8 protein-coding genes and 1 riboswitch are annotated in these 14348 nt (G+C 67.7%); of the genes, 4 read left to right on the forward strand and 4 right to left on the reverse strand.

Annotated elements, in window-relative coordinates:
* Window position 1: 1 nt before the first annotated feature.
* Window positions 2-96, reverse strand: a riboswitch (glycine riboswitch).
* A 359-nt stretch (window positions 97-455) separates the two neighbouring features.
* From ACYP33_RS16115 to ACYP33_RS16125, 3 genes are all read left to right on the forward strand, one after another.
* Window positions 456-2327 (forward strand): YadA family autotransporter adhesin, encoded by a 1872-nt coding sequence (locus ACYP33_RS16115; RefSeq protein WP_459622799.1) that lies wholly within the window; start codon window positions 456-458, stop codon window positions 2325-2327.
* A gap of 103 nt (window positions 2328-2430) precedes the next feature.
* On the forward strand, window positions 2431-2778 hold the full coding sequence (locus ACYP33_RS16120) for a hypothetical protein (RefSeq protein WP_459622800.1): 348 nt from the start codon (window positions 2431-2433) through the stop codon (window positions 2776-2778).
* 85 nt (window positions 2779-2863) lie between these two features.
* Window positions 2864-5950: an ATP-binding protein gene (locus ACYP33_RS16125; RefSeq protein WP_459622801.1), complete on the forward strand. Its 3087-nt coding sequence runs from the start codon at window positions 2864-2866 to the stop codon at window positions 5948-5950.
* Here the strand turns inward: ACYP33_RS16125 and ACYP33_RS16130 are convergent.
* Window positions 5923-6630, reverse strand: a complete 708-nt coding sequence (locus ACYP33_RS16130; protein WP_414451613.1) for a response regulator — start codon at window positions 6628-6630, stop codon at window positions 5923-5925. The two genes, ACYP33_RS16125 and ACYP33_RS16130, sit on opposite strands and share 28 nt — an antisense overlap.
* A gap of 443 nt (window positions 6631-7073) precedes the next feature.
* Window positions 7074-8246, reverse strand: a complete 1173-nt coding sequence (locus ACYP33_RS16135; protein WP_459622802.1) for a hypothetical protein — start codon at window positions 8244-8246, stop codon at window positions 7074-7076.
* Between ACYP33_RS16135 and ACYP33_RS16140 the strand changes: the two genes are divergently transcribed.
* A complete protein-coding gene (locus ACYP33_RS16140) occupies window positions 8178-10433 on the forward strand; it encodes a hybrid sensor histidine kinase/response regulator (protein WP_459622803.1) in 2256 nt (751 codons plus the stop codon). The two genes, ACYP33_RS16135 and ACYP33_RS16140, sit on opposite strands and share 69 nt — an antisense overlap.
* A gap of 163 nt (window positions 10434-10596) precedes the next feature.
* Here ACYP33_RS16140 and ACYP33_RS16145 read toward each other — a convergent pair whose 3' ends face one another.
* Together ACYP33_RS16145 and ACYP33_RS16150 are read right to left on the reverse strand one after the other, a co-directional pair.
* Entirely contained in the window at window positions 10597-11736 is a 1140-nt protein-coding gene (locus tag ACYP33_RS16145) for a fimbrial protein (protein ID WP_459622804.1), read from the reverse strand.
* The coding region (locus tag ACYP33_RS16150; RefSeq protein ID WP_459622805.1) for a fimbria/pilus outer membrane usher protein at window positions 11733-14348 on the reverse strand (2616 nt) is incomplete at its 5' end. The genes ACYP33_RS16150 and ACYP33_RS16145, both read right to left, overlap by 4 nt.

The following is a 14348-nucleotide window of genomic DNA, read 5'->3' on the forward strand; positions in this document are numbered from 1 at the left end:
TTCCCGCATCACGGTCCTTTTGCCTGAGAGTTTCCGGGGCGGTTGCTCCGTCGGCGCCGCTTGACTTGAGCAAGCGGTCTCTCCCGTGATGCACGTGTAGAACGACCGCAAACTTACCATACGCAATGCGGAACGGCCAACGAAAACGCGATATCCCTTACCGCGCGCTCGTCCTCGACACCGATCTGCCGATACACGGCGTCGAAGCCTCCACGGCGGCCCCGCGACGCGTGCCCCGGTATGGATTTTCGCGCCCCCGCCAAGGCATCGACCGCCTCTTTCGCCCGCCATTCAACCGGTACGGGATTGACTCGACCACCGGTGCCCGCATCGCCGTCGCGCCGGCGTTTTCCGGTTTTAGTACTAGTCCTATGCGGTTCGAAACCGGTCAGATATCACCGATGGTCAGCACTTTGTAAAGTGAACTCATCGGTTAAAACCTACTGGAGCGAACCATGAAAACCTCACTGATCCAACGCGCAGTCACCACCACCTTCCTCGTCGGCGCCATGTTTGGCGGCGTGAACGCAGCCCATGCCGCTTCGACCAGCGACTACTTCGTGGCGAAGGGCTCGGCCACCGTCGACGATTCCGCCACGGCCAAGGGCGCGAACGCAGTGGCAGCCGGCGCGTCGGCCGCCGCGAATGGCGCCGACTCGGCCGCCCTCGGCCACGGCGCCATCGCCGCATCGGCAGGCGCCAGCGCGATCGGCGCGGGTGCCAGCGCCTCGGGCGCCGGGGCTGTCGCACTGGGCAACAACGCGGTGGCGGCCTCGGGCAGCGCCGGCAACATCGCCATCGGCCAGGGCTCGCTGTCGAACGGTGGCGGCGGAGCGATCGCGCTGGGCCTCAATGCCAACAGCGGCAGCTACGATTCGGTGGCGGTCGGCACCAATGCGAAGACGCTCGGACATAGCTCGGTATCGATTGGGGAAGACGCCCTGAGCGCCTCGTCCGATTCGGTGACGCTCGGTCACGCGGCCAGCACAGCCGGCAGCAGCTCGGTCGCCATTGGCGTGAAGGCAGCGGCCAACAGCTATAACTCCGTCGCGATCGGCAACGGCGCGCAGACCAACAGCTACAACTCGGTCGCACTCGGCAACAGCGCGCTGACCACCGGTTCGAGCTCGGTCGCCATTGGCGTGAAAGCAACGGCCAACAGCTACGACTCCGTCGCGCTCGGGGCGGCCGCCACCGCGAATTCGTCGCTGGCGGCGGCGATCGGCTACGGCGCAGCCGCGAATTCGCAAGCCGCCGTGGCCGTCGGCTACAAGGCGACCGCCAACAAGGTCGCGGACATCGCGATCGGCGATCAGGCGCTGGCCGACTCCACCGGTCTGGGCAATCCCGCGTCGGCACTCGGTTATCAAGCGCACGCAATCGGCTCGGGCACCGCGATCGGTGCACTCGCAAACGCCGCCACGGTCCAATCGACCGCGTTGGGCGCGAACAGCACGGTATCGGAACTCAACGGCACCGCGATCGGCTTCGGCGCGCAAGTGCAAGCCGGCGCCACCAACGCCGTCGCACTCGGCCAGGGCAGCGTCGCCAATCGCGCCAACACCGTCTCGGTGGGCGCGGCGGGAGCCGAACGCCAGATCACCAACGTCGCGGCCGGCACCGCCGACACCGACGCGGTGAACGTCGCGCAACTGAAGCAGGCCGGCCTGGTGGGCAGCGACGGCTCGACGCTCGACGCGCTCGTGTACGACGCCGGCTCGAACCGCGGCATGGTCACGCTCGGCGGGATCGGCGCGGCGCAGACGGTGGCGCTCACGAACGTCGCGGCAGGCCGCATCGCGGCGAACAGCACCGACGCCGTGAACGGCGGCCAACTGTTCGAGCTGACCTCGCGGGTCGATGCCCTGGCGAGCACGGGCTATGCCGGCAATACCGGCAATACCGGCCGGGATGCGGGTAACGGCGGCCCGGTCGACGGTGCCGGCCAGCGCATCACCAACGTCGCGGCCGGTGTGGCCGACACGGACGCGGCGAACGTCGGCCAGTTGAACTCGGCTGTCGACAACGGCGTGCAGCGCGCCAACGCCTACACGAACCAGCAGGTCGGCCAGTTGCGTTCGGACGTGGACGGCTACCGCAAGGACGCGGCCGCCGGCTCGGCCTCGGCGATGGCGATGGCGAATTTGCCGCAGGCGGTGCTGCCGGGCGAACGCGTGGTGTCGATCGCGGGCGGCACGTACGGCGGCCAGTCGGCGATGGCGCTCGGCCTGTCGACCGCCACGCAAAAGTGGATGGTCAAGGGTTCGCTGACCACCAACACGCGTGGCTCGGTAGGCGCGGGCGCCGGTGTGGGCTACCGCTGGTAAGGCTTGCTGACGCGTTCTGACAACAACAACGACGAACAGAGAGAGCAGGACCGGCCCCGTGGTTCGTTCCGGAAGTCGTGGCGGGGTCGTTTGGCCGGGCTGAATGCCCGGCTTTTTTTCGTCCCTGTCCCATAGCCTGGCGAGCCGTCGACCGCCAGACTGCTGTTTTGCGGTCCGGCGGCAGCGCAGCCGGGCACATCTTGCCGGCAGAGGAATCGCGATGACATTCAGCACGAACGAGCAGAAGCAACTGATCGCGGCATCGAAAGCGGGCCGGGCGCGGATCGACGACACCGTCAAGCAGCTGCGTCTCGATCATCCCGACCACTTCCACACCGAAGCTTCGCTGCCACTGCGGCGCTTCCATGACCAGCCGCTGCGCGGCGAGCCGTGTCAATCATTCGTGCAGCGGTTCGGCGCCCGCGGCAGCGATCGCAACCCGCCCGCCTGAACCGGGCACCCCAGTCGCCGCGTCGAATTCACCCGGCGAATTCGCTTATGATTGGCGATCTCGATTTCCCCCGCAGGGGCGGTTCATGGCAATGCAAGACCATGAAGGCAGGCATCGCCGACTCACGGACACCCTGTCCGCCGCCGAGGCATCGGCCGGCAAGCCGGGCGTGCTGAATCGCTATCAGCGCGTGCTGCTGTACGGTGGCGGCGTGATCGTTTCGCTGGTGCTGGCGGCGATCGCGGCGGCCGTGATGACGGCGCTCGTGAAAGGCTACATCGCCGATCGCTACGCCGATTTCGTGATACGGCAGACGAGCCTGCAACTCAAGGTCAACGAAACGAACACGGCGTTTCGAGCCGGAATCCAGCACGAGGAAGCGGTCTGGCTCGACCGTCAGGCGCCGCCCGCCTCGCTGGTCGCCAGCTTCGCGGCCCAGGGCGGCCGCGCGACGGTGCGCGGCAATCCGCATTTCCCGCCGATGCTGCTGCTCGGCGATATCGCGTCGCCGCAACCGGCCGCCTCGTTTTCCCCCTACCTCGCGATGGCGCAGGAATTCAGCTACCGGCTCGGCGCCTATGCGCAGGAGCGCGGCTACGCGCGGATCGGCTATTTCTACTGCTACAGCCCGGACCGCAGCTTCATGGCGATCCTGCCCGCGCCACCCGGCGGCGACCCGGTCGCCGCCAGCGGCGCGGGCAGCGTGCACGCCCTGCTGGCGCGCCTTGCGCCCGATCTCGGCGATCTGGCCAGCGCCACCGTGCGCGATGCGCTCGGCGGCCCCGCCGCGCCGGTGTGGCTCCCGCCCACGCCTGGCCCGTTCATCGGCGAGCCGGTAATCCGCATCGCGAAGCCCGCCTATGTCGACGGCAAGCCGGTGATCGTGTTCGCGAGCAATCTGCCCGTGCGCGTGTTGCAGTCGATCCTGCCGACCGATCGCCACGATGCGAACTCGCTCGTGCTGGATGCGCGGGGCACGGTGTTCGCCGCCTCGGGCAAGGCTGCCGACCACGAGGCGCAACGCCTGGCGCTGATGCGGCGGCTCGCGGCCGGCTCGCATGCCGAGGACCCGATCGCCACGCACTTCCAGGACGGCCTGTTCGTGATCCGCGCCGGCGTGCAGCCGCTGGGCTGGACGTTCATCTACGCGTTTTCGTGGCGCACCGTGCTGGCGGAGCTGTGGCCGAAGCTGGCCGGCTGCCTCGCCGCCCTGCTGCTGACGATCGGCCTGGTGTGGACGGTGCTGCTGCTGCTCGACCGGCGGATCTTCAGGCCGGGCCATCTGAGCGCGCAACGGATCTTCGAAAGCGAGCAGCTCAATCGCACCATCATTTCCACCACGCCTTTCGGTCTCGCCCTGCTGTCGATGGACAACGGCGCGGTGCTGCTGGAAAACGCGGTGATGCGCGACTACGCGGCGCGCACGGCGGCGGGAGAAGCGCCGCTGCGCGAACAGTTGTACGACCGTTTTCACGCGGCGGGGGCCGAGCCGGCAACGCCCATGGGGCTTGAACTGCCGTTGCGGCTCGCCGACGACAGCGTCCGCCAGCTGGAAGTGGGCCTCGTCGCCACCAAGTACCGGGGCGCCGACGCCCTGCTCTGCAACTTCTCCGACATCACCGCCCACAAGTCGCTCGAACACACGCTCGAAGCGGCACGGCGCGCGGCCGACGCGGCGAACCAGGCCAAGTCGTCGTTCCTGTCGATGATGAGCCACGAGATCCGCACCCCGCTCCACGCGATCCTCGGCAACCTGGAGCTGATGGGCCGCTCGACGATGACGGCCGCGCAGAGCGGGCAGTTGCACGCGGTGGTGTCCTCGTCGCGCACGCTGCTCGATATCATCAACGACTTGCTCGACTTCTCGAAGATCGAATCGGGGCAACTGAGCATCGAGGTGATCCGCTTCGATCCGGCCGATGTCGTCCGGCAGAGTGCCGCGATCTTCTCGGCGGTCGCGCGGCAAAAAGGGCTGCAATTCGAATGCGTGATTGAGCCGGATCTGCCGCGCCATTACCTCGGCGACCCCACGCGGCTGCGCCAGATCGTCTCCAACCTGCTCAGCAATGCGATCAAGTTCACCGATGCCGGCGACGTCATGATCGAACTCTTCAGGGAGGACGATACGCGCGTCGATTCGCCGATCGTGGTCAGCGTGACCGATTCGGGCATCGGCATGACGCCGGAACAACAGGCGGCGCTGTTCCGGCCGTTTACGCAGGCCGATGCGAGCATCGCGCGCCGCTACGGCGGCACCGGGCTCGGCCTCGCGCTGTGCAAGCGGCTGACGGAGATGATGGGCGGCACGATCGAAGTGCGCAGTCGGCCGGACGATGGCAGCACGTTCGCGGTGACCTTGCCGTTGGCGCTCGATCAAGCCGGAGATCGGGCTGAAGCGGCAGCGGCCGGCGCGAATCCCGCTCCACACGCAGCGGTGCCGGACCCGGCCACCGCCGCCCGCATCCTGGTGGTGGAAGACACCCCCGCCAACCAGTTGCTGTTCGAGGCGCAGCTCGCCACGCTCGGCCATCGCTGCGAGCTCGCCGGCAACGGCAGCGCGGCGCTGGCGCGCTTCCTCGCCAAGCCGCGCGATTTCGACCTGATCATGACCGACCTGAACATGCCGGGCATGGACGGCTACACGCTCGCGCAGGCATTGCGCCAGTGCGGCGCGACGGTGCCGATCGTCGCCATCACGGCCCATGCGGGAGACGCGGAGCATCGGCGCTGCCGCGCGGCCGGCATCGATGCGATCCTGGTCAAGCCCGCGCTGCTCGACGAGATTGGCGGCACGATTCGCCGGCTGCTCGGCCGCGAGCCCTCGGCGGCCACGCACGCCCCCGAAGACGACATCGCGCAAGGGCCGCTGCCCGACGCGGTGCACAAGACGCTGACGCGTTCGCTCGACAGCGGCCTGCAGGCGTTGCGCACCGCCGCGGCCGACGGCGACCACCCCGCGCTGCTCGCGCATCTGCACGCGCTGCGCGGCGCGTTCGCGATGATTCACGAAGCCGAGCCGGCCGGGCTGTGTGCGGACATGGAAGATGCCGTGCGCGCCGTGGCGGGGAGCCCCGTCGACATCCTGGCCCGGATCGGGCGCTTCGAGTCGGCCGCGCGCACCGTGCTGGCGCGGCGCGGCCCGGCTCAACGCGCGCTGCCGTCCGGCTCTTGAGGGGTCGTGTCGGCCGCAGAATCGGCCGGCCTGGCGGCCAGCGCCGCGCCGATCGAATATTTGATCAAGTCGGTATCGGTTTCCACGCCGAGCTTGCGCATCGCGCTATTTTTCTGTGCGCTGATGGTTTGCTTGCTGCGCTTGAGTTGCGCGGCGATCTGGTTGACCGTCATGCCCGACACGAACAGCCGGATCACGTCGGATTCACGCGTGGTGAGCGCGCGGTCGCTGTGGCCGTGCGAATCCGCCTCGAGTTGCCAGACCACCTTGGCGATGGTCGGCGAAAAATATCGGCCATCCGCGTACGCACCGTGAATGGCGGCCAGCAGGTGATCGGTGGCGTCGGATTTGCTCAGGATGCAGTTGATGCCGAGCTTGAGCAGCGACCGGATCACGCCCGGGTTGTCGATCATGGTCAGCACCACGATGCGCGTGGCCGGATAGCGCCGCTTCAGGAACGAGAACAACGTGATGCCGTCGCTGTAATCGCTGCCGGGCATCGCGTAATCGGACACCAGCACGTCGCACGGCTGCTTGCCCAGCGCATCGATCAGTTCGGTGGAATTGCCGGCGGTGGCGACGACGTCGATGGTGCGATGCTTCTTCAGCGTGTGAAGCAAGCCGACGATGATCGGGGGATGATCGTCGGCGAGCATGACCCGGATGGCGAAATCGTCCATGTGAAAGCGTCCTGTGCGGTGGGCAACCGATACATGGCGGCACTGGGTGCCCGCATCGGCCTGCAACGGCGGAGCCCGCTCACGCGGCTCCCGGGAATACGCAGGGAACCCCTGCACGTTCCACTTTAAGGCCGCCACCGGTACCGACCCATAGTACTTGGGTGAATTCGGGCCGGTGAATCTCGGACTCGGCCTAAATAGTAGCAGGACAAATCCTAAACGCACACGGCTTGGCCTGCCCCCGGCGGCGATCGAGGCCTGCCTCGCCCTCGGCGGAATTTCGTACGGGTCCCATGCCATCTCGTACCCGGTCAGATTTCGCCGCGCCGCATCCCGTCCCACAATGATGCTCAGGGTGCCGACACCGCTTCACCGGGCACCGCAATCTGACCGCATTCGCGCGACGCCATGCCGGGTCTCGCCGCAAGCCACGCGCCGGAACTTCATCGATGAACAAACCCGCGACGACCCCTGCCCTCAGCGTGCTGCTCGCCTACGCGGCGCTGAACGAGAGCGATCAGACGTTTTTCCACTGCAAGCTCAACGAGTTCGTGTTCGCTTCGCCCTCCAGCAGGCGGGAGCTGATCTGCCGCTGGCAACACCTGCTGGCCGGCCAGGCCCCGGAAGCGAGCCCGGACGACTGACCCACGGCGCGCCATCCGGTTTTCGGCCACGCGCCATGCGCGCGGTTTGCATGACGCAAACGGCCGAGGACGATCCACATGGCTTATCCACACGGGCAGCCGAACGCGCCCACCACGCGTTCGGAGCCGCCGGCTCCGGACCTCCTGCTGCTCAAGCGCTACCAGCGCGTGATGCTGTATGGCGGCGGCATCGTGCTGTCGCTGCTGATGATTGCCGCCTACGCGCTCGGTATCGAGGCCAGCGTGCACGACTATCTCGCGGGCCAACACAACGCGTTCCTGGTCAACCGCTCGCTGCTTCGCATGGAAATGGAAACCGAGCAGGCGCTGTTTTCGCGCACCGTGGCGGCCGCCGAGCTGCTTTGGAGCGAGCATCGCCGTGCCGGCAAGCATGAGCTTGCCGAGTTCGCCCAGTCGAAAGGCCGCCGGATCGTGCAAAAGCACCGCGACGCCACCGCGCAACTCGCGCTGGGCCAGCTCGACAGGCGCGACGCAGCGCCCGATCAGGATTCCTATGCTTACTATCTGGGCCTGACCGCCGAGATGGGCAACGTATTCGGCGCGGCCGAGCGGCAGGTAGGGCGGCCTGGAATCGGCATCTTCTACAACCCCGACCGCACCTTCGTGTCGATGGCGCCCGCGCGGCTCTCCGGTGACGTGCTCGGCACGCCCGGCCAGCACAGCGTGGCCGACGTGATCGAGCGCCTGGTGCCGCGGGCATCGACCTTCGAAGCGAATTCGATCGACGATGCCGTGTCCGGCGTGCTGCCCACTTATTGGTCCTCGCCGCTGCCGAACCCATTCGGCGCAGGTCACGTGCTCCATCTGAGCCAGCCCGCGCACTACGAGGGCGAGGTGTTCGCGATCTTCGTGCGTCAGGTGTCGATCGAGCGCCTTCGCGCGATGCTGCGCCAGTCGCCCGCGCCGGGCGAATTCCTGGTGCTCGACCGACAGGGCGATGTCGTGTTGCATTCCGAGGGCGATCCGTCGCGCGCCGATACCGCGCTTGCCATCCGGGCGCTGAAGGTGGGCGCTGCGCGACCGCGCAAGCGCAATCGTGTCGCCGACGCTTATCGCGGTGGCGTGTTCTCGATCAGCGACCGCATCCCCGGCACGGACTGGACGCTCAATTACATCTGGTCGTGGCGCACCATGGCAGCGGCGCTCGCGCCCAAGGCCGCCGTCTGGACAGGCGGCGTCGCGAGCCTGCTGGCGCTGCTGTGGACCCTGCTGCTGGTGTTCAACCACAAGGTGTTCCGCCCCGTGTATCGCCGCTCGCAGCGCGTGTACGAAAGCGAGCACCTGAACCGGTCGATCCTCTCCACGGCACCGGTCGGGATCGGCCTGATCTCGATCGCGCGCCGCGAGGTGATCTTCGAAAACGAGCCGATGCATGCGTACCGCCACGCCGCCCACGGCGGCGGCCGGCGCATCACGCAGCCCTTGCTCGATGCCTATCGTATGCATTGCGCCACCTTCGGCAGCGACAAAATCGTCGTGCCGCTGAATCTCGACCTCAGCGTGGTGACCGAAAACGGCACGACCCGCAACCTGCTCGCCAGCATCGTGACCGCGCGCGTGCACGGCGAAGACGCGATTCTCTGCATCCTGTCGGACATCACGGTACGCAAGCTCGCCGAGTACGCCGCCACCGAAGCACGGCGGCTGGCCGAGGAAGCGAACACCGCCAAGACCATGTTCGTGGCCGCCGTGAGCCACGAGTTGCGCACGCCGCTCAATGCGATGCTCGGGCATCTCGAACTGCTGCGCCGCCATTGGCCATCGCTCGACGACGCCGGACGCCTCGCCGTGGTGGAAACCTCTGCCCAGCATCTGCTCGACGTCATCAGCGACATTCTCGACGTCTCGAAGATCGAATCGGGCCGGATGCAGCTCGAATCGATTGCGTTCAGCCCGGCGCGACTGGTCCATCAGGTATCCCGACTGTTTGCGCCGCTCGCGGCGAGCAAGGGTATCGCGCTCGAGGTCGAGATCGGCGCCGCTGTCGATTCGGCATGCATGGGCGATGCCCTGAGGGTGAGGCAGATTCTCGTGAATCTCGTATCGAACGCGATCAAGTTCACCGAGCGCGGCCAGGTGCGAATTCGCGTGAACATGTCACACGGTGTGTCCGACACCGGCACCGTCCACCTCGTCGTGGAGGACACCGGTATCGGCATGACGCCGGAGCAGCAGGCCCGCATCTTCGATTCGTTCGCCCAGGCCGACGAGTCCATCTCGCGGCGGTTTGGCGGCACGGGGCTCGGCCTCACGCTGTGTCGCAAGCTGGCAGAGTTGATGGACGGCACGATCACGGTGTCGAGCGAGCCCTCGGTGGGAAGCCGCTTCATCGTGCAGTTGCCGCTTCCGGCCACGCTCGCCGCGCCGGTTGTCGACATCTGCGCCGGCCCGCCGGACATACCGTTCGACGTGCACCCGCGACAGGTCGAGATCCGCGTGCTCGCGGTCGATGATCAGGAACTGAACCGCGCGCTCATCGCCGACCAGCTCGCCGAACTGGGCTACGACGCGGACGTGGTGAGCAACGCGCGCGACGCGATACGCGCATTCATCGAACACGACTACGACGTGGTACTGACCGATCTGAGCATGGCCGGCATGGACGGCTTCGCGCTGGCGCAATGCCTCACCGACATCGATCCCCGGGTGCCGGTGATCGCCTATACCGCGAACACGTCGGATACCGATGCACATAACTGCCGCGAATGCGGGATGTCGGACGTACTGCACAAGCCCGCAACGCTGGCCATGATCGACGCGGCGGTGCGACGCAACCTGCGTCTTCCGCAGGCGGTGCATGAGATGCCAGCCTTGAGCGACGGGGCACTCGGCGAACACCATTTCGAAGTGCTTTGGCGAACGACCGTCGAGAATTTCGATGACGCGCGTCGTGCGATCACAGCCGGCAACCCGGCACGGCTGCTCGATATCCTGCACGCCCTGCGAGGCGCCTGGGCGATGGCACGCGAGCCGGCCATCGCCGATGCGTGCGGCGACATGGAAATGCGGTGTCGACAGCACGGGGTGGAGGGTGCCTTGGCGGCGCTCGACACCCTGTGGTCGAGCATTGACGCAGCCATCAGGTGTAGAGAAAGCGCGATGGCGCAACCTGTGCCAATCGCGGTCGATTCAAACTGACGGTAAAGCGGACTGTCGGCCTTTCCGCGTTCGCGGCGGCTTGGGTATCACGCGGATGGCCGGACCTTTCCGCAAGTGACCGCGACATCGGCATGGGCCGCCGCCGCGGCCGACCGCGCGAAGATCGGTGGCCGCGCCCTGCACGGCTGTCCGGTGGCGAGCGTCACTGATAGTTGATCGTAAAGGTCATCGAGGCATTGGCCTGACCGGCCGCCACCGTGCCGGTGGTGCGTGTATAGCGCGCCTGCAACGGAATCGCATACGCGCCGCCGCTGGTCGGCTGCGGCGTGATCCCGCTAGGCATCAGCGTGTTGAACGACACGGGCTTGCCGGCGCCGTTCGCGACCTGCACGCCGATGCCCGACGCCGACGGGTTCGACGGCGTGCCCGGGCTCAACGCCACGATCGCATTCGCCGGGTCGATCACCGGGGTGGCGGGCGCGAGCGAGAACCCGATCTGGTTCGGCGTGGTGAAGCCGCCCGGCATGAAGCCGGAGCCGCTATCGGTGTTGGTGGACGTGCCGGTGGCGCCGTAGAACGCGGGGCACGCCTGCAACTGGATCGCGAACGGCTTCCACGGCGTGGCGGCGTTGTTGCCGCTCAGTGCCTGCACCGTGTACTTGCCGAGATCGACGTTCACGTCGGGCGTGGTGCAGGTCTGCGCCACGATCCGGATCGAACCGGTGAACGACACGTGCAGCAGCTTCAGCGGCACGCTGCCGCCGTTCCAGGCGTTTTCCACGGTGGGCAGACTGGTGCCGGAGATCACGCCCGGCGACACCGGCCCGGTCTTGATCAGCACGATGTTGAACGACGGCGTGACGAGCGACCAGTTGCAGGCCCCGTTGCCGTTATTGCAGTTGTTGAGCGTGTTGCTGGTGGGCGCCGCGTTATTGCTCCCCCAATAGATGGCCACGCCAATCCCGGCCACGCCCGTTTGATACACATGCCCCGCAAACGGGTTCTGGTTCCACGACGCGAGCGGCAACGGCGTGGCGGTCAGCGGCCAGGTCGAGGTGATCACGCCGCTCGGCACCACGCAGGTGAAGAACTGGGTTTGCGACGTGACGGTCTGGCGATAGAGGATCGTGCCGACCGGCACGTCGCGGCCCACCGTCAGCGCGCTGATGACCAGCGGCGACACCAGCGTGTAGGGGCGCGCGCCATACGGATTCTTGTCGTTGTAGGTGCACTCGGCATGCGCGGCGCCGCACAGCAGCAGCATCAGCAGCGCGCCCAGCCCGAGCCGGCGGATCGTGTGAACGAGGAAGATCATCAGGTATCCCAATCGGTTGTCGGTCATCGCGTGGCGCCTGCGCCACCGTCATCGCGTCGTGCGGTGGCCGCGCCCGGCTCGCAGTCGGCATCGAGCCGCATCAGCGCCTGCGGCTTCGCGCCGGCCTGCGCCGGCAGCGTCAGCGGCAACGTGCATTGCTGATCGGGCGCCTCGCCCCACTTCACGCGCAGCGTGTCGGCCCGCGCGGCCAGCCGCGCATAGATGCGCCCGCCCTGCCCCACCATGCCCACGTGGCCGCCGCTCGCATCCACCACCTCGGCGCCGAACGGCGCGCGCTCGCCGCCGGCCAGATGCGCGTCGATCAGCACGGCCTGGCCGGTCACGGTCGGATACTTCAGCATCACCACCGCGCCCGAGCGCGGCGCCACCTGCTGGCTCGTCACCTTCAGCTCCACGTCGTCGGGAATGCCGTCCGGATCGAGCGCGACCTCGTTCTGCCGGTACGGCATCAGGAACGGCAGGATGCCGTAGCCGCGCGCGTCGAGCCGCAGCCCCGGATAGCCGAGGATCTTCGCGCCGGCCGCGGCCGGCGCCTGCACCACGGCCAGCGTCTCGCCGCTGTACGGCGAGAGCGTGATGCCGCCCGGGTGCGCGACGATCGAGCCCGACACGCCGAGCGAGCCGCTGTGGTAGCCACGGCCCGCGCCGGCGCTGCCCTGGAAGGTGGCTTGCGAGGCGCGGTACTGCGCCGTGACGGAGCCGCTGCCGCCCGCGCTCGCGGCCTGCGTGCCGGTCACGCCATACGAGAACTGGCTGTCGGCGCCGGCCACGCCGCTCAACGTCGCCTGCGTGGCGGTGCCGGTGCCCGGCGCGTTCGCGAGATTCACGCTCAACTGCGGCGCCTGCGCCGACTTGCCGAGCGGCATCGCCAGATTCAGCATGAACTGGTTTTCCATGCCGCCATTGGCGTTGCGCACGCGGTTGCCGGTCAGCGAATAGGCGAGCCAGCGCCACTGGTTGCTGTAGCCGAGCTGGAATTGCAGGTCCCTCTGGTTGCGGTTCCAGTAGTTCTGCGTGAAGCCGGTCAGGAACAGTTGCCCCCACTTCTGGCCGAGGGTCTGGTTCACGGTGATCGAGAAGCGCGTCTTGGCGCGCCACACGCTGTCGCCGGGCAGGCCGCCGCGTACCGCGTCGCGCAACTGCGCCGCGCCGTTGAAATCGAGAAAACCCTGTGTCGAGAAGCGATAGGCGGCCACCGAAATATTGCTTTGCGTGCTGTCGAAATACTTGCTGTAGCCAAGCCGCAGGCTGGTGCCCTGCCATTGCGCCGCGCCGGTGTTGGTGCGCGCCCCGGTCAAATCCGCCGACAACGCGCCGAACGGCGTGCCGAACGCGCCGCCGCCCAGCGCCGCCAGATAATCCTGGCTCGCCTGCACGCCGCCGTACGCGGTGAAGCTGTTGGTGAAGCCGTGCTGCACCGTGCCTTGCAGCAGCATCGGATGCGAACCGAGGCCGCGCTGGTCGAGCCGCCCCGCCGTCACGCTGAAGCGCGAGATGCCGGGGCGCAGCAGCAGCGGCACGGCCGCATACGGCACCAGGAACATGCGCTTGCGCCCGTCGGCCTCGGTCACCGTCACCTCCAGGTTGCCGCCGTAGCCGGTGGGATAGAGGTCGTCGATCACGAACGGGCCCGGCGCCACCGGCATGTCGTAGATCACGTTGCCGTTCTGCCGGATCGTCACGCGCGCATTGGTTTCGGCGATGCCGCGCACCACCGGCGCATAACCCTGCAGCGAATCGGGCAGCATGCGGTCGTCGCTGGCCACCTGCACGCCGAGGAACGGCAGCGTGTCGAAGATCTCGCCGGTGGTGTTCGACTGGCCGAGCGTGAGGCGGCTCTTGATGCCGGGCAGATCGTGCTGCACGTAGGTGTTCAGGCTGTCGTAATGGCTGCCGCTGCCCTGCTGCGTGCTCAGCGAGCCGTTGTGGCGGAAGTACCAGCCAGCCACGTTGAAGCCGGCGGTCAGGCTCAGGAACGACGAATCGCGCGGGCCGCCGGGGCCGTCGGTGCGATAGGCGTTGAAGCTGTAGGCGAGCGCCGCGGAGGTCACGCCCGGGTCCCACAGGTCCGGGCTCACGTAGCCGCGCGCGGTGTGGCGCAGCAGCGCCTGCGGGATGCTCGCGTCGAGCCGCAGCTCGCCCGGATCGAAACGGGCGGTCGAATCCGGCAGCAGTTCGGGCAGCGTCGCGCAGCGGTCGATCGCGTTCAGCCGGGCAAGCTGCGCCGGTGAAAACGCCGAGGTGTCCACGCTCATCTGCTCGAGCAGCGGCCGCGTCATGCAGAGCCGGCCACGGTTCGGATCGCTGCCGGGTGCGACTCGCAGATCGATGCGTCCGAGCGGGCGCGTGTTCAGAAACAGATCGACGCGATACTGGCCCGGCAACACGGGATTGCCCGCCTCGTAACGCGACAGGTCCACGCGCTTGCCGCCTTCCTTCGGCAGGAAGTCGGGGTTGAACTCGACGTTGGCGGGATCGACGTCCTGCGCATATTTCGCCGCGTCGGTTGCGCCCGCATCGAGATCGGCGGCGGCCGGCATCACGGCGTTTGCGGCGTTCGCGGCGTTCGCGGCGGCGCTCCAGGCATTGCCCGAAGCCGCGAACGCCAGCAGCGCGGC

Source organism: Burkholderia sp. 3C (assembly GCF_054589155.1).

What these genes read in the sequence shown, in the direction of transcription:
- ACYP33_RS16140 (WP_459622803.1), top strand. Translation starts at nt 8,178, where the DNA reads ATGCTGCGCCAGTCGCCCGCGCCGGGCGAATTCCTGGTGCTCGACCGA.
- ACYP33_RS16120 (WP_459622800.1), top strand. Translation starts at nt 2,431, where the DNA reads ATGCCCGGCTTTTTTTCGTCCCTGTCCCATAGCCTGGCGAGCCGTCGA.
- ACYP33_RS16145 (WP_459622804.1), bottom strand. Translation starts at nt 11,736, where the DNA reads ATGACCGACAACCGATTGGGATACCTGATGATCTTCCTCGTTCACACG.
- ACYP33_RS16130 (WP_414451613.1), bottom strand. Translation starts at nt 6,630, where the DNA reads ATGGACGATTTCGCCATCCGGGTCATGCTCGCCGACGATCATCCCCCG.
- ACYP33_RS16125 (WP_459622801.1), top strand. Translation starts at nt 2,864, where the DNA reads ATGGCAATGCAAGACCATGAAGGCAGGCATCGCCGACTCACGGACACC.
- ACYP33_RS16115 (WP_459622799.1), top strand. Translation starts at nt 456, where the DNA reads ATGAAAACCTCACTGATCCAACGCGCAGTCACCACCACCTTCCTCGTC.
- ACYP33_RS16135 (WP_459622802.1), bottom strand. Translation starts at nt 8,246, where the DNA reads ATGCAACACGACATCGCCCTGTCGGTCGAGCACCAGGAATTCGCCCGG.